Genomic DNA, 25,623 nt, shown 5'->3' with positions numbered 1-25,623 from the left:
GCCATGGCGCGAACATCGGGCCGGGACGGGGAGTGCAGGGAATGACGGCTGTTGCCGCAATGCGGAGACGGAATCGCCCAGGTGTGCTGCGGCAGCACCTGGCGCGTGTTCTCGCGTCCGGGCTGCTGGCGTTCGGCCTGGCCCTTGCCGCACCTCCAGGGGCTGCCCGCGCGCAAGACGCGAGCCCGCCCGACAACACCTCCGCTCTGCTCCTCGACATCACCACCGGCACGCTGCTGTCCAGCCGCAATCCGACCGTGCGCTATCAGCCCGGCTCCTCGGCAAAGCTGATGACGGCGGCGGTCGTCCTCGATGCGCTGGCGGCCGGCGAACTGACCGAGGAAACGGTCTTCACCGTGAGCGAGCATGCCTGGCGCAGCGGCGGCGCGCCGGCCCGCGTCACCACCATGTTTGCCCGACTGGGCAGCGAGGTGCCGGTGATCGACCTGCTGCGCGGCCTGATCATCCAGAATGCCAATGATGCGGCCATCGTGCTGGCGGAAGGAATCGCCGGCAGCGAGGAAGCCTTCGCCGCGCGGATGAACGACAAGGCCGCCGAAATCGGCCTGACCGGGAGCCTGTTCGCCAATCCGACCGGCTACGAGACGGCCGAGTCCTATGTGACCGCGCGGGACATGGCCCGGCTGGCGGACTATGTGCTGACCCGCCACAACGACCGCTATGCCTTGTTCAGCGCGCCCGATTTCACCTGGAACGGCATTTTCCAGCGCAACAAGAACCCGTTGATCGGCGAGGTCGCGGGTGTCGACGGGCTGGTGGCAGGCTTTGCCGAAGGGGCGGGCTACAACGCGGTCGCTTCGGCCGAGCGCAGCGGCCGGCGGCTGATCGGCATCGTTGCCGGATATCCCGATGCCGACAGGCGCGAAGAGGCGCTGCGCCGCCTGTTCGACAGTCTGGAGAAGGACTTCGAGGATGTGGTGCTGTTTTCCGCCGGCGACACGGTGACCGAGGCGCGCGTCTTCGGCGGCACGGTGGGGGCGGTGCCGCTGGTGGTGCGCGAGGATGTCGAGATCCTGCTGCCGCGCGGCGACCGCCGGGCCTATCGGCTGCGCGCGATCTATCGCGGCCCGCTGCCCGCGCCGGTGCAGGCAGGCACGGAAGTCGGCGAGCTGCGGGTCCTGAGGGACAGCGATATCGTCTACCGGGCGCCGCTGCTGACCGGCGGCGCGTCCGAGGCCGGCACGGTGACGAGCCGGGCCTCCGATGTGGTCAAGGAAACCCTGTTCGGATGGTGGCTCGATGAATGAGCCTGGCGAGCGCGGGCATTTCGTCACCTTCGAGGGCGGCGAGGGGGCCGGCAAGTCGACCCAGATCGACCGGCTGCGCAAGCGGTTGGAAGGGGCGGGCGTCAAGGTGGTGGTGACGCGCGAGCCGGGCGGCTCTCCGGGCGCAGAAACCATCCGCCGGCTGCTGCTCGGCGGCCGGGTCAAGGATCTCGGCCCGGAGATGGAGGCGATGATGTTTGCCGCCGCGCGAGCCGACCATGTCGACGCCACCATCGAGCCGGCGCTGTCGCGCGGCGACTGGGTGCTGTGCGACCGCTTTGCCGATTCCACCCGCGTCTACCAGGGAGAATCCGGCGTCGACACGGCGTTCCTGGACCGGCTCGAAGCTCTGGCCGTGGCCGGCTGCCGGCCGGACCTGACGGTGCTGATCGACGTGCCGGCCGAGGTCGGCATGGCCCGGGTGATGACGCGCAGCGCCACTGGCAGCGCGCCCCAGCCGGATCGTTTCGAGACGGAAGGGGCGAGCGTGCACGACCGGCGCCGGCAACTCTTCCTGGAGCTGGCCGCCAACGAGCCGGAGCGGTTCCTGGTGATCGACGGAACGCAGACGCAGGACGAGGTGGAACAGGAGATCTGGCGGGCGGTCTCCGCGCGCCTGCTGCAGGGCGAGGGCGCACGCACATGAACGACCTGGCCGATCCGCTGCTGACGGAAGCCGATGCCATCGAGGACGTGCCGCTGCCGCGCGAGCGCGACAGCTTGATCGGCCACCACGAGGCGGAAGCGGAGCTGCTGTCGGCCTACCGCTCCCGCCGCATGCATCACGCATGGATCCTCGCCGGGCCCAAGGGCATCGGCAAGGCGACGCTGGCCTTCCGTTTCGCCCGCTTCGCGCTGGCGCATCCCGATCCGGCCACCCCGGCCGTCGCCGAGGCGCCGGACTGTGCGATCCCTGCCGGGCATCCGGACTTTCGCAAGATCGCGGCGGGCGCCCATCCGGGGCTGCTGCACCTGCGGCGGCCGTACGATCCCAAGCGCAAGGCCAAGGACAAGATCAAGCAGGACCTGACGGTGGACGAGATCCGCCGCACGGTGCCGTTCTTCGGATCTACGGGCTCGGAAGGCTCCTGGCGGATCTGTATCGTCGATGCGGCCGATGACATGAATGTCAACGCGGCCAATGCCTTGCTGAAGGTTCTTGAAGAGCCACCTAAGCGGTCTCTGTTTCTGGTTCTGTCCCATGCCCCGGGCCGGCTGCTGCCGACGATCCGCTCGCGCTGCCGCATGCTCCACATGCGCGCGCTGTCGCGCGAGGAGGTGTTGGCGGGGCTCGGCGAACTCGGCGTTGCCGATCCGGCGGACCGGATCGCGGGCAGGGCGGCGGATCTGGCGCAGGGCAGCCTGCGCAAGGCGATCAAGCTGGCGGCGGGCGATTCCATCGAGCTGGCCGACAGTTTCGCGAAGCTGATGGCAGGCCTTCCGCGGCTGGATGCGGCGGCTGCGCACGACCTTGCCGACCAGGTCTCGCGCACCGGCGCGGACGATGCCTGGAGCCTGTTTCAGGACCTTGTGGCCGACCACCTGCATACCCGGCTCGGCGAGGCAGGGCAGGGCGGGCTCCAGCGCCTTGTCAGGCTGAGCGAGGTATGGGAAAAGACCAGCCGCGCCGCGCGCGAGGCGGATGCCTATAATCTCGACAGGAAGCAGATCGTGCTCAACACCTTGCGCGATCTTGCCGAAACCGCGCGGGCTTGACGCCCGCCGCCTCGCACTCGACTTCTGGAACGCCCATTCGGGCCACCACCTGTAATCCGGATCCTCTGACAGGCCATGACCGATCGATCGCCCTTCTTCGTCACCACTGCCATCTCGTATCCCAACGGCGCGCCGCATATCGGCCACGCCTACGAGAGCATGGCGACGGATGCCATCGCGCGCTTCCAGCGCCTCGACGGCCGCGACGTGTTCTTCCTCACCGGCACCGACGAGCACGGCCAGAAGATGCTGCAGACCGCGCGTGCGGAAGGCATCCCGGTCGAGGAGCTGGCGGAACGCAACGCCACCCGTTTCCGCGACATGGCGGCGGCGCTCGGCTGTTCCAACGACGATTTCATCCGCACCACCGAGCCGCGCCACCACGAGGCGAGCCGGGAGATCTGGCGCCGCATGGCGGCCAATGGCGACATCTACAAGGACAGCTATTCCGGCTGGTACTCGGTGCGCGACGAGGCCTACTACCAGGAAGGCGAGACGGAGCTGCGCGCCGACGGCGTGCGCTACGGCCCGCAGGGCTCGCCCGTCGAATGGGTCGAGGAGGAGAGCTACTTCTTCCGCCTGTCGGCCTATCAGGACCGCCTGCTCGCCCACTACGAAGCCAATCCGGACTTCATCGGCCCGGACGAGCGCCGCAATGAGGTGGTCAGCTTCGTCAGCCGCGGCCTGAAGGACCTGTCGATCTCGCGCACCACCTTCGACTGGGGTGTGCGCGTGCCCGATGACGAGCGGCACGTGATGTATGTGTGGGTCGACGCGCTGACCAACTACATCACCGCCGCCGGCTTTCCCGACGAGAGCAACCCGCGCTGGCGCTACTGGCCGGCGAACCTGCACGTCATCGGCAAGGACATCGTACGCTTCCACGCCGTCTACTGGCCGGCCTTCCTGATGTCGGCGGGGATCGAGCTGCCGAAGCGGGTCTTCGCGCATGGCTTCCTGTTCAACAAGGGCGAGAAGATGTCGAAGTCGGTCGGCAACGTGATCGACCCGTTCGCGCTGATCGACCATTACGGCCTCGACCAGGTGCGCTACTTCCTCCTGCGCGAAGTGCCCTTCGGCCAGGACGGCAACTACAGCCACGAGGCCATCGTCAACCGGATCAATGCGGACCTCGCCAATGATCTCGGCAACCTGGCGCAGCGCTCGCTGTCGATGATCGGCAAGAACTGCGAGGCGCGCCTGCCGGAGCCGGGCGCCTTCACGGCCGAGGACGAGGCCATTCTCGGCCAGGCCGATGCGATGCTGGCGGCCGCGCGCGAGGCGATGTCGCGTCAGGCGATCCATCAGGCGCTGTCGGTGGTGTGGGCCTGCGTCGCCGAGGCCAACCGCTATTTCGCCTCGCAGGAGCCCTGGGCGCTGAAGAAGAGCGACCCGGTGCGCATGGCGACGGTGCTCTACGTCACCGCGGAAGTGATCCGCCAGGTCGCGATCCTGGCGCAGCCGGTCATTCCGACGAGTGCGGGCAAGTTGCTCGACCTCCTGGCGGTGCCGGCGGATGCGCGCAGCTTCGACCGGCTGGGAGCCGGCGGGCGGCTTGCTGCCGGCGCGGAGCTGCCCAAGCCCGAGGGCGTCTTCCCGCGCTATGTCGAGGCCGAGGCGCCGGCCGGCGGAGCCGCGTGATGCTGGTCGACAGCCACTGCCATCTGGACTTCCCGGACTTCGACGCCGAGCGCGATGAGATCATCGCCCGCGCCGGCGAAGCCGGGGTCCGCCTGATGGTGACGATCTCGACGCGGGTGGCGCGGTTCGACACGATCCGCGCGCTCGCGGAGCGCTACGACAACGTGTTCTGCTCGGTCGGCACCCATCCCCACAATGCGGGGGAGGAGGCCGAGATGGCCGTGACGACCGACGATCTGGTGCGCCTGTCGGCACACGAGAAGGTCGTCGCCATCGGCGAGGCGGGGCTCGATTATTTCTACGACAAGGCACCGCGCGAGGCGCAGGCCGCGGGTCTGCGCCGGCATATCGCCGCCGCGCGCCAGACCGGGTTGCCGCTGGTGATCCATTCGCGCGATGCGGACGACGACATGGCCGCGATCCTGCGCGAGGAGACGGAGAAGGGGGCCTTTCCGGCCCTGCTGCACTGTTTCTCCTCCGGGCGCGACCTGGCGCTGACCGGCATCGAGCTGGGACTTTACGTGTCGTTCTCCGGGATCGTCACCTTCAAGCGCTCCGACGAGCTGCGGGCGATCGCCGCGGAGCTGCCGGCCGACCGGCTGCTGGTGGAGACGGACGCGCCCTATCTGGCGCCGCAGCCCTGGCGCGGCAAGCGCAACGAGCCGGCCTATGTGGCGCATACCAACAAGGTGCTGGCGGAGACGAAGGGCATGAGCGAGGCCGAGATGGCCCGCCAGACCACCGCCAATTTCTTCCGCCTGTTCTCGCGGGTGCCGCGGCACCTGCAGCAGGAAGGCTGAGAACGATGACGGACGGCGCCCGGCTCGATTTCACCATTCTGGGCTGCGGCTCGTCCGCCGGCGTGCCGCGCGTCGGCAATATCTGGGGCGACTGCGACCCGAACGAGCCGCGCAACCGGCGCATGCGCTGCGCCATGCTGGTGGAGCGCAAGGGACCGAACGGCACCACGAGCGTGCTGGTGGATGCCGGGCCGGACCTGCGCCAGCAGCTCCTCGATGCCCGCGTTACGGACCTGGATGCGGTGCTGCTGACCCATTCCCATGCCGACCACCTGCACGGCATCGACGACCTGCGGCCGCTGGCGATCACCCATCGCAAGCTGATCCCGGTCCATATGGATGCGGTCACCTCGCACCGTGCACATGATCTGTTCTATTACGGCTTCGCAACGCCGCAGGGGTCGAGCTATCCGCCGATCCTGCGCGACATCCGCATCACCGCCGGCACGCCGGGCGTGATCGAGGGGGCAGGCGGGCCGATCCCGTTCCTGCCGCTGGAGGTCGAGCACGGCGATATCGCGGCGCTCGGATTCCGCTTCGGGAATGTCGCGTATCTCCCTGATGTGAAAGACATTCCGGATGCCGTCCGGCCGGGCTTCGAGGGACTCGACACCTGGGTGATCGACGCGCTGCGGCGTACGCCTCATCCCTCGCACTTCTCGCTGTCGGAGGCGCTGGAGTGGATCGCCCGCATGCGCCCGCGCAAGGCGATCCTGACGAACATGCATGTCGATCTCGACTACCGCACGCTGGAAGCGGAGCTGCCTGAAGGTGTGATCCCGGCCTATGACGGCCTGCGGTTTTCGGCAAGCCTCGACGCCGAAACATGACCCGCGCCGCCCGTCCGCCGACCGAGGAGCGGCTGATGAAGGCGGCGCTCCACTATCTCGACCGCTACGGCTCCAGCCGCGAAAACCTGAAACGGGTGCTCGAGCGCAAGGTGATGCGCGCGGCGCGCGAACTCGAACTCGATCCTGGCGATTTCGACGCGATGATCGAGGCTGTCGTGGCGCGCTGCGCCGCGTCCGGCCTCGTCAACGACCGGCTCTTTGCGGAATCCCGCATCGCCTCCGAACGACGCAAGGGCCGCTCGGCCCGGCGGATCGGCGCGGTACTGGCGGCCAAGGGCATCGAGCAGGAGCTTGCCGAAGAGCTGATGGCGCAGGAGGAAAGCGACGATCTGACCGCCGCCTGCATTGCCGCCCGCAAGCGCCGCTTCGGCCCCTGGCGACGGGGCGAGGCCGATCCCGACCGGCTGCGCAAGGAGATGGCCGCGCTCTGCCGGCAGGGCTTTTCGCTGTCGGTGGCGCGCAAGGTCGTGGATGCGCGGGACATTGCCGAGCTGGAAGAGGACTAGGCAGGGAAGGGGCTCGGAGGGCCCGTTCTTCAGCCCCTTTGTCAGCCTTAGACGCAGGCCTGCAGCAGACTGCCGATTGCCTTCGAAGACCCCTTGAGCGTGAAGCTGCGCAAGTGCTCCAGCGAGCCGCCGAGGTGAAGCTCGACGAAACTTCCCTGCATGAGCGCCGCGAAGAACGGCTGGCCCGGGGCAAGCGTCGGCGATTGCAGAACGCGCGCCGCCTCCTCGATCATGAAGGGCACCGCCGTCGGCTGGCCGCCATCCACCTCGATTTCAATCTCGATCCGGCCCTGAGGTTTTGAAAGATCGCGGGCATGATCGGCGACCGAGCCGTTTTCTTCCCACATCCAGGTCGGGCCATACTGGATGCGCAGCGAGCCGTCGTCGCAAACAAGGCGCAGGCTGTCTCCTTGCGAGGTTGCCAGCATCGCCGAGGGCGAGGGGCCTTCGGTGAAGTACCAGCGGTCGCGCGGCTCCTCCTGCAACATTTCGACCGTCTCACCGCTCAGCGCATAGCGCTGGAAACAGGTCTCCGCGCCGGCACGGCCGCAGGACCCGCCATGCAGAACAGCAAGGAAGGTGCCTTCGGTGGGGCGGTCGAAGCGCAGCTCGTAGGCGAGGAACTCGCCGACCATTGCGTGCGATCCATCGGCGCGACCGAGATAGATCTTCTGGGTGCAGCCAGCCGAGCCGCAGAACATCATCTGCGTTCCGTTGCAGGAGAGCTGGCCGTAATCGACCAGAATGTCCGGCGTTGTATCGCCGTTGATGTTCACTGGAGCCGCGAAACCGGCAAGGAATTCCATGCCGTTCGGGCAGCTCTCCGCAAGACCGGCGCGTTCCTGCTGCAGGACCGTCTGAAGGTCGGCAGCGGCCGGAAGTGGAGCGAAAGCCGGCACGCAGACGAGGGCAAAGGAGCGGGCGAGCCGGGGAAACGGAAAAGGCATTTTCAAAAACTCCGAGGATCAACAGCGGGCAGGGTAGCGGCCTGCGGACGCGCGGGGCAAGCCCGGCGCATCCGAGCCGGCGGTCTAGCCTTCCTGTGGAATCGCGACCGGGAGCTCGTCGAAGACGGCGATGCGGCCGCGGCCCTCCGCCTTGGCAAGGTACAGCGCCTTGTCGGCCCGCCGCATGTGGTCGTCGGCTGTGATGTTGCCGCAGGTGATGAGCGCCACGCCGACGCTGGCGCCGATGACGATGCTCTGGCCGTCGACCTGATACGGCGCGCAGACGGCCGCGACGAGCCGCTCGGCGAGAGCCTTTGCCGCTTCCGGCTGAGACGCGCCATGCTGCAGGATGGCGAATTCGTCGCCGCCGATGCGGGCCACAAGATCGACCTCGCGCACGCAGCCGGACAGGCGTGCTGCCACCTGCCGCAGGACCTCGTCTCCGGCAGGGTGGCCGAGCGTGTCGTTGACCTGCTTGAAGAAATCGAGGTCGAGCGCGAGGAGGGCGCTTGCCACCCCGCGACCTGCAGCGGCCGCCGCCAGCTCCAGCCGGTCGCGCAGCAGAACCCGGTTGCCCAGCCCGGTCAGGGCATCGTGCATCGCCATATAGGCGATCTGGGCCTCGTCCTGCTTGCGTGCATCGATATCCTCCAGAACGCCGGCCCACTGGACGACATTGCCCGCGTCGTCGAGGACCGGCCCGCCGCGGTCGCGCACCCAGAGCCAGCGGCCATCCGCGACCCGCAGGCGGAACTCGATGTCGAAATAGTCGATGGTGCCGCTCTTCTTCTGGCTGATGGCAAGAGCCACGCGCTCCCGGTCGTCGGGGTGAACCTGATCGATCCAGGAGACGCCGAGCGCCTCGCTGTCCGGCATTCCGGTCAGCTTTTCCCAGCCCTCGACAGACAAGAGGTCGCCATCAGCGGACCAGCTCCAGAACACGAGGGCGCCGGCATTGGCCACCGTGTGAAGCCGGCGCTCGTTCTCGCGACGGGCAGCTTCCGCCGCCTCGAAACTAAGCCGCAGCACTTCGAATTCGCGGATTCTGGAGGGCGGAATTGCCTCGGGCGTGCGGGCGCGATCGCCATCGCCGCTGGCAATGGCCAGGCTGCGCAGGGCCAGGGCCTGTACCGGCCGGCGGATCAGCTGGCCGATATGGATCGCCAGAACGGTGGCAAGGGTCGTTGCCAGCGCCGATCCGAGCAGCAGGCCCGTCAGAGGCGTCTGCCAGCGGGCATTGAACACCTCGAGCGGCTCTGCGACGACCGCGGTCCAGCCCGGTGTCATTTCGATCCGCTGGTGTGCCATGATCGTGTTGAGGCCCTCGGTCGTCTTCGCCTCGAACAGACCGCCTTCAGCGGCTACTGCCTGCAACCTGTCCCAGTCCGGCGCCATCATGCCGACGGAGTTCTCCGGATCGCGGGAGCGTGCAAGGATGCGGCCATTGCCGTCCGTGACGGCGATGAGGATGCCGCTGGTGACGTGCTCGCTGCCCGGACGCAGGGTCCGCAACAACTGCAAGGAAGACAGGGAGAGGACGAAGACACGCGGCGGCATGTCGGCCTCGGCCACCGGCAGCGCCAGATGGATGCGATGCTCCTTCGCGCCCGCGCCGAGGACGAGGTTCGAGACCAGCGGCACGTTGCGCTCGAAGGACTGCCGCGCGATGGCCAGCACAGCATCATCGGCCGGGGTGTCCGGCTGACTGCGGGCGAAGTCGACAACCTGGATCACGCCCTCCAGGCCGATGCCTTCGTGGCGGCTGCTTCGCAGAAGCAGCTGATTGTTCGACGTGCTGGGCGACCACAGTGTCGCGAAGGCGCGCAGCACCGTGAAGCGGCTGTCGATCTCTGCCTCGATGGCATTGCGAATGGTCAGCGCGGTTTCGCTCAGGCGTGCGGTCGCAGTGTGCCTATAGGCCGCGCCAGTACGCCAGGCCGCATATCCGGAGATCATGAGGATGGGCAGAAGGCAAACCAGCACCAGCATGACCAGATGCGTGTTGATGCCCGCGCGCCCCGATACGACCTGCTTGTTCAACGGCAATGCATCAGATCCCCCGCAAGACTGATCATTTCCAATGTACATAACTACAAGCGACGATGGATGTCTCGCCGCAGGCACTGACATCGTGACAATTTTAGCGATTTTGCTCCCGTGACCGGCATTCGTGCCACACTGTGCGGGATCGGCGGAAGACGCGAGGTCCGTGCAGGATTTCAGGCTAACATAAAAGTTCCATAATATATCTTATGCGAATTAGCGATGTGGTGACCGGGAACGGGTCGAAGGCCGATTGACGATGCTGATCTGGTGCCCCCCCCGGTTGTTCGCGTCGATGGCGAAGGATGTAGCTCCTCCGGCTTCCCCTTCCATGTTCGGCGCTCTTTGGGATGCTGTGTTGAAGCGCTCCGACATTGTGGTGCCGGTTCGGTCAGGTCGCTGCTGCATCCTCGATACGGCGATACATATAGGTCGTGCCGTGTTTCGCCCGACCGTCCGGGTCGAAGGCGAAGTCCGGGATGATGCCTGCCACCTCGAACCCGATCGAGGCATAGAGCGGCTCGGCGGCATCGCCGGTGCGGGTGTCGAGCGTGACGAGCGTCTTGCCCAGTTCGCGCGCCCGGGCAAGCGCACGATCCATCAGCGCTCGTCCGATGCCCAGGCGCCGTGCCTGCGGATGGACGACCATCTTGGCGATCTCGCAGCGGTGCGGCTGGTTGGGTGGCATCGCCGTGAGAAGCTGCACAGTGCCGACAATCTCGCCGTCATGCCATGCGCCGAACAGGCTGCGGTGCCCCGCCTCCACATGCGGACGCACATCGTTCAGCCAGAACCGCTCTGCATCCGCCTGTGACAGCGGCGCCATGAAGCTGATCGCGGCACCGCCGGCGACACTGTCGATGAGAATGCGGGACAGCGCGGCAAGGTTCGCCTCGATGGCCGAACCGTCGAGCTGGAGAATATGCGGTTCCATTCGAGGATCCTCAGGCCAGAGCGATGAGATAGCGCGCGCCATGCTCTGCGGTCTCGAAGACCGTGGTCCCGAACAGCCGATAGCGCAGGCAGTCGCCCGGGTACAGGTCTCGGCGCTCCCCATCGACTGTGAGGGTCAGCCTTCCCGCGATCATCACAAGATGATGCTCGTGGCCCGGGACCGCCGGACGGTCGTAGGAGATGCGCTGATCGGGCGCGATCTCGCATTCGATGATTTCGAGCTTCAGTCCGCTGCTGGGCGGCGAAACGGACCGACGGGTGAAGCCGCTTTCGGGATCCGACCAGATGCTCTGGTCGGCGCGGCGAAGAAGCGGCGGAAACTCCGGCTCCAGCGGCGCGAGAAGCTGGGAAAGCGGCAGGCCGAAGGCCGACGCCATGCGGCCGAGCGTTTCGGCCGTCGGACTGACCTCCCCGTTCTCGATACGCGAGAGCGTCGCGCGGCTCACACCGCTGTTTTCCGCCAATTCCTGAAGGGTGAGCCCGCGATCCGCCCTCAGGGAGCGCAAATGGTCGGCAAGTGCTGTGTTGTGTCGGTCAATTCTGTCCATATGAGGGATATAATCCCATATATGGGATATTGCAACAGTGTTCACCGTGCGTAAGTGCCGTGATCGGACCTCCCTGCCCTTTGCCGCGATCCCGATCCACGGCGCCCCGCCATTTTGCCGCCGAATGCCTTTCGCGAAACCCGGAACACGGCGGCGAGAGCGGGTGGGCCAAAAGAAACGGGCCGGGAGATCGCTCTCCCGGCCCGCTGCATCCCGCCAGTGGCGGAAACGCGTTGCTGGTTAGTTCGGCAGCTTGTCGTCGATGCCCTTCACGTACCAGTTCATGCCGAGCAGCGTGCCGTCATCGATGATGATGCCCGCGCCGACGGCTTCGCTGCCGTCCTGCTTGAAGATCGGGCCGGTGAAGGGATGGAATTCGCCCGAACGGATCTTCTCGGCGGTCGCGGCGGCTTCCTTGGCCACGTCCTCGGGAACGTTGGTGTAGGGAGCCATCACGACCATGTCCTTGTCGAAGCCGCCCCACACGTCCTCGCTCTTCCAGGTGCCGTCGAGCACGGCCTGGACGCGGCGGATGTAGTAGGCGCTCCAGTCGTCCACGATCGCGGTGAGCTGGGCCTTCGGCGCGAAGGCGATCATGTCGGACGCCTGGCCGAATCCGACCGCGCCGCGCTCCTCGGCAACCTGAAGCGGTGCCGGGCTGTCGGTGTGCTGAGAGATCACGTCGGCGCCCTGGTCGAGCAGCGCCTTGGCGGCGTCGGCTTCCTTGCCCGGGTCATACCAGGAGTTCACCCACACGACCTTGACCTTGAAGTCCGGATTGACCGACTGCGCGCCCAGCATGAAGGAATTGATGCCGCGCACCACTTCCGGGATCGGCACGGAGGCGACATAGCCGGCGGTGCCGGTCTTGGACATCTTCGCCGCCATCTGGCCGATGACGTAGCGGCCCTCGTAGAAGCGGGCGGAGTAGGTGGAGAGGTTCTCGGAACGCTTGTAGCCGGTGGCGTGCTCGAACTTCACGTCCGGGAACTTCTCGGCGACCTTCAGCGTCGGGTTCATGAAGCCGAAGGACGTGGTGAAGATGAGCCCTGCCCCGTCGCGTGCCAGACGCTCGATGGCGCGCTCCGCATCCGGGCCTTCCGAGACGTTCTCGATGTAGACGGTCTCGATCTTGTCGCCGAACTCCTTCTCGATGGCGAGACGGCCCTGGTTGTGCTGGTAGGACCAGCCGTGGTCACCGATCGGACCGACATAGATGAAACCGACCTTCAGCTTGTCGGCCGCTTCAGCGCCGATAACGCTGAAGCCGAGCAGCGCGGCGGCCGCCAACCCCATAATTTTATTCATTTCCTGCTCCTGTGTCCCCTGTTTCAGCCCCCGCCGGAGTTTCGCCGGCTTTCAAGATGGCAGGCGTCGGATGGGGGCTGCCCCGTCCCGCGCCCGCTGGTCAGCGCATCACCGGTCCGGCACGAACGGCTTGCCCAGGCACGCCGGCGTGTTGATACGGGTCAGGATACGGTTTCGCGAAATGATCACAAGCACTGCAATGGTCGCAGCATAGGGCAAGGCGGCCAGCAGCTGCGAGGGAACGCCGACGCCATGCGCCTGGGCGTGGAACTGCAGGATGCCGACCGCGCCGAAGAGATAGGCGCCGGCGAGGACCCGCAAGGGCCGCCAGGTGGCGAAGACGACGAGCGCCAGCGCGATCCAGCCGCGCCCTGCGGTCATGCCCTCGACCCATTGCGGGGTGTAAGCCAGCGACAGGTAGCCGCCGGCCAGGCCGGCGCAGGCGCCGCCGAACAGCACGGCCAGATAGCGCACCTTGCGCACTGAAACGCCGAGCGCGTGGGCCGAGCCGTGATTGTCGCCGACCGCGCGGATGACCAGACCGGCGCGGGTGCGGAACAGGACGTAGGAGACGGCCGCGACCAGCGCCAGCGACACATAGACCAGGAGATCCTGGGCAAACAGAACCCGCCCGATCACCGGCAGGTCGCTGAGCACCGGGATCTCGATCGCCTGAAGTTTCATGCCCGGCCGGCCGACGAACGCCTCGCCGATCATGCCGGCAAGCCCGAGGCCGAGCAGCGTCAAGGCCAGGCCGGTGGCGACCTGGTTGGCAACGAGATGGATCGTCAGGAACCCGAAGAGCAGCGCCAGAACCATGCCGGCAAGCATGGCGCACAGCACGCCGACATATGGGGATCCGGTCGCCTGTGCGGCGGCAAAGCCCATCACCGCGCCGAGGATCATCATGCCTTCGACGCCGAGATTGAGAACGCCCGAGCGTTCCACAACCAGCTCGCCGATGGCGGCCAGCAGCAGCGGTGTTGCCGCGGTGATGACGGTCAGGAGGATCGCTTCGAAAGCACCCATGTCAGGCCCCCTTCCCCGTTGCAGCAGGTCCGCCGAGCCGGATCCGGTAGAGGATCAGCGTGTCGCAGGCAAGCACGTAGAACAGAAGCATGCCCTGGAATACGCGGGTGGTCTTGTCGGAGATGCCGAGCGCCACCTGTGCCGCCTCGCCGCCGAGATAGGACAGCGCGAGAAGCAGGCCGGAGAACAGGATGCCGACGGGGTTCAGCCGGCCGAGAAAGGCGACGATGATCGCCGTGAAGCCGTAGCCGGGCGAAATCACCGGGGTCAGCTGGTTGATCGAGCCGGAGACCTCGCTGATGCCGGCGAGCCCGGCGAGCCCGCCCGACAACAGGAAGGCGAACCACACCATCCTGTTCTGCGAAAAGCCGGCAAAGCGCCCTGCCCGCGGCGCCTGGCCGAGGACGCGGATCTCGAAGCCCTTGAGCGACTTCATCAGCACCACGGCAAGAGCGGCCACCGCAATCAGCGCAAAGATGGCTCCCACATGCATGCGCCCGTCGGCCAGCGCCGGCAGCGATGCGGCATCGGAAAAGAGACGGCTTTCAGGGAAGTTGTAGCCATCCGGATCGCGCCAGGGCCCGCGCACCAGCCAGTCGAGCAGCAGCTGGGCGATATAGACGAGCATCAGGCTGGTCAGGATCTCGTTGGTTCCGAAACGCACCTTCAGGAAGGCCGGGATAGCGGCCCAGGCCATGCCGCCGGCAATGCCCATCAGCAGCATCAGGGGCAGCGTCAAAGGGGTCTGGAAATCGGGAAACAGGATCGGCAGGACGGAGCCGGCAAGGGCCCCGGCCGTGAACTGTCCTTCGCCGCCGATGTTCCATGTGTTGGACAGGTAGCAGACCGCAAGACCGACGCCGATCAGGATCAGGGGCGTTGCCTTGACCACCAGCTCCTGCAACGACCAGGAGGCGGTCAGGGGCTCGATGAAGAAGACGTAGAGCGCCTCGGCCGGGTTCTCCCCCAGGGCCGCGAACAGGATGGCGCCGCTGACGAGCGTCAGGGCGAGCGCGATCACTGGCGACAGCAGCGCCATCGCGGTCGAGTGCTCGGCGCGTTTTTCCAGCTCAAGCCGCATGGGTCGCGCCTCCCTGCCCTTCATCCATCCCGCCCATGAGCAGTCCGATGCGCTCGCGGGTCATGGCCTCCGCCGGCTCGGCATCCGACATTCGGCCGCGAGAGATGACGGCGATGCGGTCGGCGATCTCGAAGATCTCGTCGAGGTCCTGGCTGATCACCACCACAGCCGAGCCCTGGCGGCTGAGGTCGATGAGCTCCTGCCGGATGAGAGCGGCGGCGCCGGCATCGACGCCCCAGGTCGGCTGGTTTACCACCAGAACGCCGGGGCGGCGGTCGAGCTCGCGGCCGATCACGAATTTCTGCAGGTTGCCGCCGGACAGGGCGCGTGCCTCGGCATCGTCATGAGACATGCGGACGTCGAAATTGCTCTTCAGCCGCTGCTCGAGCTGGGCTGCCTTGGCGCGGTCGACAAAACCGCCGCGCACCAGTCCATCGCCGGTGGAATGGCGCGTCAGAACGATGTTTTCCGAGAGCCGCAGGCCCGGCACGGCACCGTGGCCGAGCCGCTCCTCCGGGACGAAGGCAGCGCCTGCCCGCCGCCGGGCGGTGATGCTGCTGCGCCCGGCCGATTGGCCGTCGATCTGGATGGCGTCGGGGGCCGACAGCCGCTCGCCCGACACGAGGTCGAAGAGCTCTCCCTGGCCGTTGCCGGCAATGCCGGCGATCGCCACGACCTCGCCGCCGCGCACCTTCAGATCGACATTGTCGATGGCAACGGAAAAGGGGCCGTCCGCCGGGGCGGAAAGCCCGCGCAGCTCCAGCCGTACCGCGCCGGCCTCGGGCCTCGGACCGCGGTCGAGATCGTGCACCGCGCTCCCGACCATCATCCGTGCCAGCGAGGCGGCGGTCTCCTGCGCCGGGTCGCATTCGGAGATGACCTTGCCGTGGCGCATGACGGTGGCGTGGTGGCAGATGCGCTTCACCTCCTCCAGGCGGTGGGAGATGTAGAGGATCGCGCAACCTTCCGAGGTGAGCCGCTCGAGGGTGAGGAACAGCTGGTCTGCCTCCTGCGGCGTCAGCACCGAGGTCGGCTCGTCCATGATGATCAGCCTCGGCTCCTGCAGCAGGCAGCGGACGATCTCGATGCGCTGGCGAAGGCCAACGGGGAGATCGGCAACGATGGCCTCGGGATCGAGGGTCAGGCCGTAGTCGCGCGAGACCTCGCGGATGCGCGCCGACAACTCGCGCATGCCGGTGTCCTTGGGCAGGGCGAGTGCGATGTTCTCGGCGACCGTCAGCGCCTCGAACAGCGAGAAATGCTGGAAGACCATGCCGATGCCGAGCTGCCGGGCCTCGGCGGGGGTGGAAATGGTCACCTCCCTGCCCTGCCAGTGCAGCGTGCCGCCATTGGGCTCGAGCGCGCCGTAGAGGATCTTCACGAGGGTCGACTTGCCGGCACCGTTTTCACCGAGCAGGGCATGGATCTCCCCGGCGCGCAGTGTCAGGGACACGGTGTCGTTGGCGAGAACCTCGCCGAAACGCTTGCTGATGCCGCGAGCCTCGAGCAGGATTTCTCCCTGTCTCTCGCGGCCTGACGCGGGCGGATCTGTCGGTGTCGTGGATGTCATCGCTTCCCCCGCCGCGTTATCATACGAGCCTCATTCCCCCTGCAAGCCTGCTGCCACGTTTGTTGTGGAAAGCTCCTGCCTGTTCGCGGCGAAGCATAAGTTCGGCCGCCACGGAAATGGCGATGGCCGCCGGCTCCTTGGATGCGATTCCGGAGATGCCGATGGGGCAGCGGAAGCGCGCCAGCGCCTCCTCGCCGTGACCGGCCGCCCGCAGCCGCGAGACCATGCGCGCCGCCTTGGTCGCGCTGCCGATCATGCCGACACCGCCGATCCCGGGCGCCCGCAAGGCGGCATCGGCGATCGCAAGATCGAGCGCGTGGTCATGTGTCATGATCAGCACTTCCGTCGGAGGCTCGGCGCTACCGGCCGAAGTCCGGAACAGTGAGGTCGGATCGACAAGATGGCGCGCCTCGACGCTGCGCGGCGCATGGGCGGGAAAGGCATTTGCGCGGCTGTCGACCCAGGTGATGCGGAACGGCAGGCTGGCCAACGCCAGAACGATGGCGCGTCCGACATGGCCGGCACCGAACAGGACGAGACGCGTCTCGCCGGCGGTGAACCGCTCTTCCAGCAGGCCGGCCGAGAGCGCGAGCGGCGCATCCACAGTGTCTTCGCCGGCGACGATCTCGCGCGGGCCCACCTCTCCTTGCGCGCCGATCGCCGCGCGGGTCGCAAAGCCGCCGCGCTCGGCAAGTGATGCAAGGCAGCGCGCTTCGTCGAGCCTGGCGTCCGAAAAGCTCTCCATCGCCAGTGTCACGCGGCCCCCGCAGCACTGGCCGAGGTCGGGACCGAGCGTGAAGGTCCGCAGCTTCAATATATCGGCCGAGGCCTTGTCCGCAGCCTGCGCGGCCGCCGCGGCGATGGCCTCGTATTCCAGCGTGCCGCCGCCGATGGTGCCGTGGAACGATCCGTCCGGCGCCACCACCATGCGCGCCCCGACCTCACGCGGTGCCGAGCCCTGCAGCGCCAGAACGCTGACCATGGCGCAGCGGCCATGGCGCTCCAGCAGATCGAGAACGGCGCTCCAGGGATTGCGCATCAGCCGGTCCTGCTCCGCTTCATGGAAAGGACGGCTTTTAGGATCGCTTCCGGTGTTGCCGGGGCATCGAGATCCGGGATCGCGCCGGGATTGAGGCTGGCGAGCGCGTCATGGATGGCGCTGAAGACGGAAATCGCCAGCATGACCGGCGGCTCGCCGACCGCCTTGGAGCGGTAGACCGTGGGAGAAGGATTGCCGGGCGAGGCATAGAGCGCCACCCGGAAGTCCTCCGGCACATCGGAGGCGGTCGGGATCTTGTAGGTGGAGGGAGCGTGGGTACGCAGGCGGCCCCGGTCGTCCCAGACCAGTTCCTCGGTGGTCAGCCAGCCCATGCCCTGCACGAAGCCGCCCTCGATCTGGCCGATGTCGATGGCCGGATTGAGCGAGTGGCCGACGTCGTGGAGGATGTCGACACGGTCGACCCGCATTTCGCCGGTCATCGTGTCGACGGTCACCTCCGAACAGGCCGCACCATAGGCGAAGTAGAAGAACGGCCGTCCCGAGGCGCTGGGGCGATCCCAGGTGATGTTGGGCGTGGCGTAGAAGCCCGCTGCCGACAGCTGGATGCGCGCCATATGCGCCTCTCGGGCGAGTTCGCCGAGCGTCATGGTCCGCTCGCCGAGCTGCACGCGATTGTCGGCGAAGGAAATCTCGTCCGGCTCGACCTGATAGCGCTCGGCAGCGAAGGCAACGAGGCGGCCGCGAATGGTCTCGGCGGCGATCTTGGCGGCCATGCCGTTGAGATCCGTGCCGGAGGAGGCTGCCGTCGGCCCGGTGTTGGGTACCTTGCCGGTATGGGTCGCGGTGATCTTCACCTTGTCGAGCGACACGCCGAATTCCTCGGCGACGATCTGGGCCACCTTCTGGAACAGGCCCTGCCCCATCTCGGTGCCGCCGTGGTTCAGATGGATAGAGCCGTCGGTGTAGAGATGCACCAGGGCACCGGCCTGGTTCAGATGCTTGAGCGTGAAGGAGATGCCGAACTTCACCGGCGTCAGCGCCAGGCCCTTCTTCAGGATCGGGCTGGACGCGTTGAAGGCGGCGATTTCTTCCCGGCGCCGGCGATAGTCCGAGCTGTCCTCCAGCTCCTCGACGATGGTGTGCAGCGTCGCGTGCTCTTCCACCTTCATGCCGTAGGGCGTGACGTCCCGCCCCTCGCGGTAGAAGTTGCGCTTGCGCAGGTCCAGCGGGTCCACCCCGAGGCGGATCGCCAGGGCGTCCATCATCCGCTCGGCGGCCAACATGCCCTGCGGCCCGCCGAAGCCGCGAAAGGCGGTGTTGGAGCAGGTATGGGTCTTGAGCCGGCGCGAATGGATCATCGCATCGGGATAGTAGTAGCTGGAATCGGCGTGGAACATCGACCGGTCGACCACGCCCAGCGACAGGTCGGCGGAGTAACCGCAGCGGGCAAAGAGCCGCATGTCGACCACCCGCAACAGGCCTTCGGAATCGTGGCCGAGCTTCCAGTCGACGCGGAAGTCGTGCCGCTTGCCGGTCATGATCATGTCGTCGTCGCGGTCGAGCCGAAGCTTGCACGGACGTCCGGTCGCACGCGCGGCAACGGCCGCGATCGCCGCCCAGTGGTTTGCCTGGGACTCCTTACCGCCGAAGCCGCCGCCCATGCGGCGCACCTCCACCGTCACCGCCGCGTCCGGCACGGCGAGCACGCGGGCGATGATGTGCTGCGTCTCGCTCGGGTGCTGCGAGGAGGTGTGGACGAACATGTCGCCGTCCTCTCCGGGCACGGCCAGCGACACCTGGCCTTCGAGATAGAAATGCTCCTGCCCGCCGATGCGAAGCGAGCCCTCCATCAGGTGGCTGGCGGTCGCGAGCCCCGTCTCAGGCGAGCCCTTGCGGAACTGGTAGTCGGGCAGCACCGTCTCGTCCGCCGCCAGCGCGTCCTCGACGGTCAGCAGCGGCGGCAGGTCCTCCACCTCGATGCGGGCCTTGCGGGCGGCGTGACGCGCCGCCTCGCGCGTCGTAGCCACGACGGCAAAGAGCGGCTGGCCCCAGAACAGGATCTCCTCCTCCGCGAACATCGGCTCATCGCCGAGCGCGGGGGACACGTCGTTCTTGCCCGGCACCTCGGACGGGCCGATCACCGCGACGACGCCGGGATGAGCGCGCACCGGATCGAGATCCAGCGAAAGGATCCTGCCTCTTGTGGCATCACGTGCCCAACCGGGCACCACATGCAGCGTGCCAGCCGGCTCGCGGATATCGTCCACATAGACCGCGCTGCCGCTGACATGGCGGATGGCGCTGTCATGCGGCAGGGACTGGCCGACGTTGGCGAGCGCCGCGGCCGCGGGAGCTTCGCGTGTCCCGTCAGGCTGCATGGTTGACCTCCCCGCTCCGCAATCCGCTCACCCTCGTGCGTTCGTCCGGTGTTCCGCCGATTTCCACCAGGGCCTTGGCGAGCAAGGCGCGTGCCACCTCCTTGCGATAGGTGTCGCTGGCGCGCATGTCGGAAATCGGCGCGAAATCGTCCGCCAGCGCCTTCAGCGCCGCCGCCCAGGTGGCGGGGCGGTCGGGCCGTGCGCCGATCAGGGCAAGTTCAGCGATCTCCGCGCGCCGCGGCGTTGCCGCCATGCCGCCATAGGCAAGCCGCGCCTCGGTGATCGTGCCGTCGGCCAGCGTCACCCGCAGGGCGCAGAGAACGGAGGTGATGTCCTGGTCGAAGCGCTTGGAGATCTTGAAGCAGCGGAAGGCGTGGTTCGGATCGAGCCGGGGCACGTAAAGTCCGGTGACGATCTCCCCCGGCGCGCGGTCCTGCTTGCCGTAGTCGATGAAGAAGGCTTCCAGCGGCAGCGTGCGCGAGGCCTCGCCCCGCCGCAGCTCGATGGTGGCGCCGAGGGCAATCAGCGCCGGCGGACTGTCGCCGATGGGCGAGCCGTTGGCGATGTTGCCGCAGACCGTGCCGGAGGCGCGCACCTGCCGCGAGCCGATGCGCCGCCAGAGTTCGCCGAGATCGGGATCGATCCGCGCCATGTAGGGATGGGCGGCCGCGAAGGTCGTGGCCGCCCCCATCAGAACGCCGCCGGGCGTTTCCTCGATACGGTCGAGATCACGCACCCGGCCGAGCCAGATCACCTGCGGCAGCTCGCGCAGCTGCTTGGTGACCCAAAGGCCGACATCGGTCGCCCCTGCGACGAGCGTTGCCTCCGGGTGGCGCTCGGTAAGCTCGGCGAGCGCGTCCAGCGACGCGGGAGCTGCGAAGAAACCGCCTTCCTCCTGCGCGATGAAGACGTCGCGCGTGTCCTGCTCCATCGCCTGCAGCGCCGCGATGTTCTCGTCCGCGCGCCGGGAGAAGGCGTCGTCGATCTCATTGAAACACGCCTCCAGCGCCGCATCGACGATGGGGCGGTATCCCGTGCAGCGGCACAGGTTGCCGGCGAGCCAGTCGGTCACCGTCTTGCGCGTCGCCGGCTTTTCCGGCGCGTGGTAGAGCGTGAAGAGGCTCATCACGAAGCCCGGTGTGCAGAAGCCGCATTGCGAACCGTGATGGTCGACCATCGCCTGCTGCACCGGGTGAAGCTGTCCGTCCTCGGCAAGGTCTTCCACCGTGACCAGTTCGGCGCCGTCGAGCATGCCGAGAAACTGGATGCAGGAATTGACCGGCTGGTAGACGAGCCGCCCGTCCACAAGGCGTCCGACCGCGACCGTGCACGCTCCGCAGTCGCCCTCCCCGCAGCCTTCCTTGGTGCCGACAAGACCGCGACGCAGGCGCAGATAGTCGAGCACCGTCTCGGTCGGCCGCACATCGGCGAGCTCGACGACACGGCCATTTTGCAGGAAACGGACGACCTCACGCATTCCTCAACTCCCGCGATAGGTGGAATAGCCGAAGGGCGAGAGCAGCAGCGGCACGTGATAATGACTGGCCTCGTCGGCGATCCCGAAGCGCAGCGGAATGATATCAAGAAATGGCGGATCCGGCAGGTCGGCCCCCGAGGCGGCAAGATAGGCGCCTGCCTCGAACCGCAATTCGTAGACGCCCGCACGGAAGGCCTCACCCTCCAGCAGCGGTGCATCGACACGGCCGTCGGAATTGGTCACGGCGGAGCGGATGTGTCGGAATACGCCGGCCTCCTCGCGCCAGAGCGACAGCGTCAGACCTGCCGCCGGCTTGCCAAGCGCAGTGTCCAGTACATGCGTGGTCAGTCGTCCCATGGTCCCCCTTCCATGCGTGCTGTTGCGCGGTCGCTTGCTGCCTCCAAATGATCACGCATTGTGCATGCCTTGAAAGGGTGCAGCAGCTTGATCGCCGCGACCAGAAGATATTTTCGCCCTCTATGATGCCGAATTGGCATCGATCATGGCAAGGCGCGCTCGCAATGCGTCCATAGAATGTTCGAAGAACGCGCGTGCCGCGTGACCGAGGCTTCGGTGCGCCGAGGTCAGAATGGTGAAACGGTCCCGCTTCAGGGGTTGGTCTGCCAGCGGCAGGAAGACCAGAGATCCGTCGACCAGCTCCTGTTCCAGGCCAAGCGTGGTGAGAAAGGCGACCGTGTTATCGCTGCGGGTGAGCTCCCGCATCAGTTTCAGCGAGTTCGCCTCCACGAAGGCGCCGGGCGGAAAACCCCCATCAGACAGCGCGATGTCCAGACGTTTCCTGAGCGACAGGTCGCTGGAGGGAAAGCAGAACGGATGCGACAGGCAGTCGCTGAGCGACACGCGCGCCAGCTGCGTCAACGGATGGCCGGGCCGCACCACGGCCCCGATCTCCAGATCCCGGTGGAAGGCGACGGCAAGGCGCGGGTCTTCGGGCGGCTCGAAGGCGAAGCCGACATCCGCCTCGCCGGCAATGATCGCCTCCACCACCTGCTCGGATCCGGTCAGCACAGTGTGCAGGTGGATGCCGGGATAGTGGCGACGAAAGGCGGCGACCACGTCGGGCAGCAGGCTTTCGGTGACGCTCTCGACGCTGGCGATGCGCACAGTGCCCCGCTGCATGCCGGTCAGGGCATCGAGATCGCCGAGCGTTGCTTCCAGGTCGGCGAATGTCCGCAAGACATGCGCCCGCAGGATCTCTCCCGCGGGCGTCAACTGCACCCCGCGCGCCAGCCGGTCGAACAGCGTGTGGCCGAGCGACTGCTCCAGCCACAGGATCTGCCGGTTGACGGCACTCGAGGCGACGTTCAGCTCACGCGCCGCAGAGCGGATCGACCCGGACCTGGCGACGGCTGCGAAATACCGCAGCGCCGGACCGTAGAGGGAGCGGGATCGATCCATGGCTCGCGGTCAGGGTACGAGGACGGTGGTTCCAGTGGTCTTGCGCCCCTGCAGGTCCTCATGCGCCTTCACGGCATCGGCGAGCTTGTACTCCTGGTTCACCGCGATCTTGACGTCGCCCGAGCGCACCACGTCGAAGAGATCATTTGCGGTCTCCTCCAGGTCGGCGCGCGAGGCGATGTAGGTGAAGAGCGTCGGACGGGTGGCGAAGAGCGAGCCCTTCGGCCCCAGCAGGCCGAGATTGAAGTCGGTGATTGGGCCGGACGACTGGCCGAACGACACCCACATGCCGAGAGGACGCAGGCAGTCGAGCGAACCGGGATAGGTGTCCTTGCCGACCGAATCGTAGACCACGTCGCACAGCTTGCCGCCGGTGATCTCGCGCACGCGCTCGACGAAGTTCTCGGTCCGGTAGTTGATGACGTGGGTGTAGCCGTTGGCCCTGGCGAGCTCTGCCTTTTCCTCCGAACCGACCGTGCCGATCACCGTGGCGCCGAGCTTGGCTGCCCATTGGCCGGCAATGAGGCCGACGCCGCCCGCCGCCGCATGGAACAGCAGCGTCGTGTCGGAGGTCACCTTGTAGGTCTTGCGCAGCAGGTAGCGCGCCGTCATGCCCTTGAGCATCATGCCGGCAGCGGTCTTGTCGTCGACCCCGTCCGGGATCTTGACGAGACGGTCGGCCGGGAGCAGGCGCTCCTCTGCATAGGAGCCGAGCGGGCCGACATAGGCCACCCGGTCGCCCGGAGCAACGTGGGTCACGCCCTCGCCCACCGCGACGACGGTGCCCGCGCCCTCATTGCCCGGAGTGAAGGGCAGGCCGGCGGGTGCCGGATAGAGGCCGGAACGGAAGTAGATGTCGATGAAGTTGAGGCCGACTGCGGTGTGGCGGATCCGCGCCTCGCCCTTGCCCGGATTGCCGAGCTCGACGTCTTCCCAGCGCATGACCTCCGGCCCGCCGGTCTCATGCACCCTGATTGCTTTCACCATGTTTCGCTCCCGTCGGGATTGGTTCTCGATCGTGAGCCGGATGATGGGGGCCGCGGCGAACGGCGGCAACCCCCTTTCGCACGTTGGGTGTTTTGCTTTTCGGGAGCTTTTGCGCGCTATGGGCGCAAGCGCGTCAGCGCAGGCGCTCGAGCAACTGGTGCAGGGCGGAGACACCGAGCAGATAGATGCTGGTCGCGGCCAGCAGCCACTTCACCGGCCCTTCGGCCGACATGCCATCGGCAATGGCAAAGCCAGCGGCCACGAACCACAGAAGCGTCACGGCGAGCGTCAACGGCCGCCAGCGCACCACGCGCACCGGATGGACGAAGCGGATCGGCGCAAAGGTCAGCGCGCACAGGGCCACCACGAAAATGACAGTGAAGACCTGCGAGGAGGACAGCACCATCAGCCCGAACACGACCATGTTCCAGCCGGCCGGGAAGCCCTTGAACGAGCCGTCCGGCTGCTTCATGCCGTTGTCGGCGAAATAGAGTGCGCCAGTGAACACCACCAGGCCACCGCAGATCCAGTTCCACGGCGTCGACAGCATGTCGCTGGCCGCCAGCGCGAAGGCCGGCAGGAAGACATAAGTCGCGTAGTCGATGACAAAGTCGAGCGAGGCGCCCGACCATTGTGGCATGCGCCGGGCAATGTCGAAGTGCCGGGCGAGCGGCCCGTCGATCCCGTCGATCACAAGCGCGATCCCGAGCCAGACGAAAAGCATCGTCCAGTCGCCGCGCGAACCGGCGAGCAACGCCAGCAGCGCAATCGGCGCGCCGAGCGCAGTCAGGACATGGATCAGGAACAGCGGATGCGCGCTTTTCAGCCTGTCCGTAACGCCAGCGTCGAGATCCGCCATCTTTCCCTTTGCCACAGGCTCAGCCTCGCAACCTGGTCCCGTTCCCTTTCGGAAGGGACGAGAGAATGCTTCCCCCTGCCCTTCCTATGCCCGCAAGAGGGGCCGACTGCAACAAGACTGACATGGTTTTGTCGCAAAAAGCGAGGCCGGACGCCATGTCAGCCGGCAAGGGCGACGCGGCCGAACGCGGCGAGCGAGAGCAGGAAGCCGCCCCACAGAAGCAGGAACACGCCGATCACCTGCGGCAAGCGCTCGGAGAGAAACGTCTTTTCCAGGCCCATCAGAAGGCCCAGAAGCGCGATCCAGAGCACGTTCATGATGCCGACGGCAAACATCACCGTCATCAAGGCCCAGCAACAGCCGAAGCAGAACAGCCCCTGCATGACGCCGAGCCGGAAGGTCTCGGCCAGCGTCGAGGGATTGTGGCTGGCGAAGAACAGCCGGGGATTGCGGCAGCGCCACAGGCAGGCCGCCTTGGCCGGCGTGAACTGGTAGATGCCGGCGGCGACCAGCGTGGTGCCGGCCAGGACCGTCGTTACAGGCGCCATCATCGGAGTCAGGGCCCCGGCCATGGTCAGGGCGGCCTGCGCCAGGGTCGCGACGACCGCATAGGCCATCCAGACCGAAAGATAGCCGAGGGCCAGCACCAGCGTTGCCCGCCCCGGCGCCAGAGCGGGGTGCCCCTCGGGCGGGGCCTGACGAACCTTTTCGGCGAAATGCGCGATCACGGGCGCTGCGGTCGGCAGCATCATCGCCAGCGCCATCGCGACCCACATGACCAGTACCAACAGCATGTCGTGCGCCGACCAGACCGCGGAGCCAGGCATCCCGAAGGTCGAGGCGCCTTCGGGCAGGCAGATCGCGGCAAGCAGCGCGCGCGCTTCCGCCGGCAGTCCGGCAAAGATGTTGAAGGCGTTGAAGAGGGCCATGCCAGGGCCGAGCTCGCCCATGTCCATGACCGGGAGCATGGCGGCCACCATCGCCGCCAGATAGGCCCAGCCGGCGAGCGAGACGATGCCGATGCAAGCAAGAACCACCGCGCGCGGGTGCCGAGCGGCAAGGTTCCACAGGCCGGGCGCGCGTTCCGGATCGGGACTGTCGCCGCTTCCTTTCGCCGAAATCCCGACACCTGCCGCCACGCCATTGCTCCTTCGCGCCCGGCGATCCGCGCCCAGGCTTTGACCGATATGATAGGGCGTTCGCGCGCAAACAGCATCCGCGCG

23 protein-coding genes are annotated in these 25,623 nt (G+C 67.0%); 7 read left to right on the top strand and 16 right to left on the bottom strand.

The window, feature by feature from the left end:
- The first annotated feature begins 83 nt into the window (after positions 1–83).
- The 7 genes from H7H34_RS10260 to H7H34_RS10230 all read left to right on the top strand — a co-directional run bounded on the left by H7H34_RS10260 (position 84) and on the right by H7H34_RS10230 (position 6,800).
- Positions 84–1,268 (top strand): D-alanyl-D-alanine carboxypeptidase family protein, encoded by a 1,185-nt coding sequence (locus H7H34_RS10260; protein WP_185925138.1) that lies wholly within the window; start codon positions 84–86, stop codon positions 1,266–1,268.
- Positions 1,261–1,932, top strand: a complete 672-nt coding sequence (gene tmk, locus H7H34_RS10255) for a dTMP kinase (RefSeq protein ID WP_185925137.1) — start codon at positions 1,261–1,263, stop codon at positions 1,930–1,932. The genes H7H34_RS10260 and tmk overlap by 8 nt, the downstream gene beginning before the upstream one ends.
- Positions 1,929–3,002, top strand: coding sequence for a DNA polymerase III subunit delta' (locus H7H34_RS10250; RefSeq protein WP_185925136.1), 1,074 nt, complete (start codon positions 1,929–1,931; stop codon positions 3,000–3,002). The genes tmk and H7H34_RS10250 overlap by 4 nt, the downstream gene beginning before the upstream one ends.
- 75 nt (positions 3,003–3,077) lie before the next feature.
- Positions 3,078–4,643 (top strand): methionine--tRNA ligase, encoded by a 1,566-nt coding sequence (gene metG, locus H7H34_RS10245; protein WP_185925135.1) that lies wholly within the window; start codon positions 3,078–3,080, stop codon positions 4,641–4,643.
- Positions 4,643–5,443, top strand: a complete 801-nt coding sequence (locus tag H7H34_RS10240) for a TatD family hydrolase (protein ID WP_185925134.1) — start codon at positions 4,643–4,645, stop codon at positions 5,441–5,443. The genes metG and H7H34_RS10240 overlap by 1 nt, the downstream gene beginning before the upstream one ends.
- 5 nt (positions 5,444–5,448) lie before the next feature.
- Positions 5,449–6,273: an MBL fold metallo-hydrolase gene (locus tag H7H34_RS10235; protein WP_120267986.1), complete on the top strand. Its 825-nt coding sequence runs from the start codon at positions 5,449–5,451 to the stop codon at positions 6,271–6,273.
- The gene (locus tag H7H34_RS10230; protein WP_185925133.1) at positions 6,270–6,800 is read left to right on the top strand and encodes a regulatory protein RecX; all 531 of its coding nucleotides are present in this window, start codon (positions 6,270–6,272) and stop codon (positions 6,798–6,800) included. Before H7H34_RS10235 ends, H7H34_RS10230 begins: the two co-directional genes overlap by 4 nt.
- Before the next feature lie 47 nt (positions 6,801–6,847).
- Here the strand turns inward: H7H34_RS10230 and H7H34_RS10225 are convergent, their stop codons facing one another.
- The 16 genes from H7H34_RS10225 to H7H34_RS10150 form a co-directional block, all read right to left on the bottom strand.
- A complete protein-coding gene (locus H7H34_RS10225; RefSeq protein WP_185925132.1) occupies positions 6,848–7,747 on the bottom strand; it encodes a hypothetical protein in 900 nt (299 codons plus the stop codon).
- A gap of 84 nt (positions 7,748–7,831) precedes the next feature.
- Positions 7,832–9,793, bottom strand: a complete 1,962-nt coding sequence (locus H7H34_RS10220) for a diguanylate cyclase domain-containing protein (RefSeq protein WP_158592639.1) — start codon at positions 9,791–9,793, stop codon at positions 7,832–7,834.
- A 388-nt stretch (positions 9,794–10,181) separates the two neighbouring features.
- Positions 10,182–10,724, bottom strand: coding sequence for a GNAT family N-acetyltransferase (locus H7H34_RS10215; RefSeq protein WP_185925131.1), 543 nt, complete (start codon positions 10,722–10,724; stop codon positions 10,182–10,184).
- 10 nt (positions 10,725–10,734) lie between these two features.
- Entirely contained in the window at positions 10,735–11,292 is a 558-nt protein-coding gene (locus H7H34_RS10210; RefSeq protein ID WP_067214977.1) for a helix-turn-helix domain-containing protein, read from the bottom strand.
- Between the two features lie 240 nt (positions 11,293–11,532).
- Positions 11,533–12,600 (bottom strand): BMP family ABC transporter substrate-binding protein, encoded by a 1,068-nt coding sequence (locus H7H34_RS10205; protein ID WP_185925130.1) that lies wholly within the window; start codon positions 12,598–12,600, stop codon positions 11,533–11,535.
- A gap of 108 nt (positions 12,601–12,708) precedes the next feature.
- The gene (locus tag H7H34_RS10200) at positions 12,709–13,629 is read right to left on the bottom strand and encodes an ABC transporter permease (RefSeq protein WP_185925129.1); all 921 of its coding nucleotides are present in this window, start codon (positions 13,627–13,629) and stop codon (positions 12,709–12,711) included.
- A gap of 1 nt (position 13,630) precedes the next feature.
- On the bottom strand, positions 13,631–14,710 hold the full coding sequence (locus tag H7H34_RS10195; RefSeq protein WP_120267993.1) for an ABC transporter permease: 1,080 nt from the start codon (positions 14,708–14,710) through the stop codon (positions 13,631–13,633).
- Positions 14,700–16,280, bottom strand: coding sequence for an ABC transporter ATP-binding protein (locus tag H7H34_RS10190; protein WP_120267994.1), 1,581 nt, complete (start codon positions 16,278–16,280; stop codon positions 14,700–14,702). Before H7H34_RS10190 ends, H7H34_RS10195 begins: the two co-directional genes overlap by 11 nt.
- Before the next feature lie 19 nt (positions 16,281–16,299).
- A complete protein-coding gene (gene xdhC, locus H7H34_RS10185) occupies positions 16,300–17,319 on the bottom strand; it encodes a xanthine dehydrogenase accessory protein XdhC (RefSeq protein WP_185925128.1) in 1,020 nt (339 codons plus the stop codon).
- Positions 17,319–19,658, bottom strand: a complete 2,340-nt coding sequence (gene xdhB / locus H7H34_RS10180) for a xanthine dehydrogenase molybdopterin binding subunit (protein ID WP_185925127.1) — start codon at positions 19,656–19,658, stop codon at positions 17,319–17,321. The genes xdhC and xdhB overlap by 1 nt, the downstream gene beginning before the upstream one ends.
- Positions 19,648–21,135, bottom strand: a complete 1,488-nt coding sequence (xdhA, locus tag H7H34_RS10175) for a xanthine dehydrogenase small subunit (protein WP_185925126.1) — start codon at positions 21,133–21,135, stop codon at positions 19,648–19,650. The genes xdhB and xdhA overlap by 11 nt, the downstream gene beginning before the upstream one ends.
- Before the next feature lie 3 nt (positions 21,136–21,138).
- Positions 21,139–21,492, bottom strand: coding sequence for a hydroxyisourate hydrolase (uraH, locus tag H7H34_RS10170; protein ID WP_185925125.1), 354 nt, complete (start codon positions 21,490–21,492; stop codon positions 21,139–21,141).
- Positions 21,493–21,612: 120 nt separating this feature from the next.
- Positions 21,613–22,554, bottom strand: a complete 942-nt coding sequence (locus tag H7H34_RS10165; RefSeq protein ID WP_120267999.1) for a LysR family transcriptional regulator — start codon at positions 22,552–22,554, stop codon at positions 21,613–21,615.
- A gap of 9 nt (positions 22,555–22,563) precedes the next feature.
- Positions 22,564–23,541: a quinone oxidoreductase family protein gene (locus H7H34_RS10160; RefSeq protein ID WP_120268000.1), complete on the bottom strand. Its 978-nt coding sequence runs from the start codon at positions 23,539–23,541 to the stop codon at positions 22,564–22,566.
- Between the two features lie 133 nt (positions 23,542–23,674).
- On the bottom strand, positions 23,675–24,400 hold the full coding sequence (locus tag H7H34_RS10155) for a CDP-alcohol phosphatidyltransferase family protein (protein ID WP_120268001.1): 726 nt from the start codon (positions 24,398–24,400) through the stop codon (positions 23,675–23,677).
- Between the two features lie 158 nt (positions 24,401–24,558).
- Positions 24,559–25,539, bottom strand: a complete 981-nt coding sequence (locus H7H34_RS10150; protein ID WP_209006194.1) for a DUF2182 domain-containing protein — start codon at positions 25,537–25,539, stop codon at positions 24,559–24,561.
- Positions 25,540–25,623: the final 84 nt, after the last annotated feature.

The organism is Stappia sp. 28M-7, from assembly GCF_014252955.1.
Lineage (GTDB): Bacteria > Pseudomonadota > Alphaproteobacteria > Rhizobiales > Stappiaceae > Stappia.
This window is presented reverse-complemented; position numbering and strand designations above follow the sequence as displayed.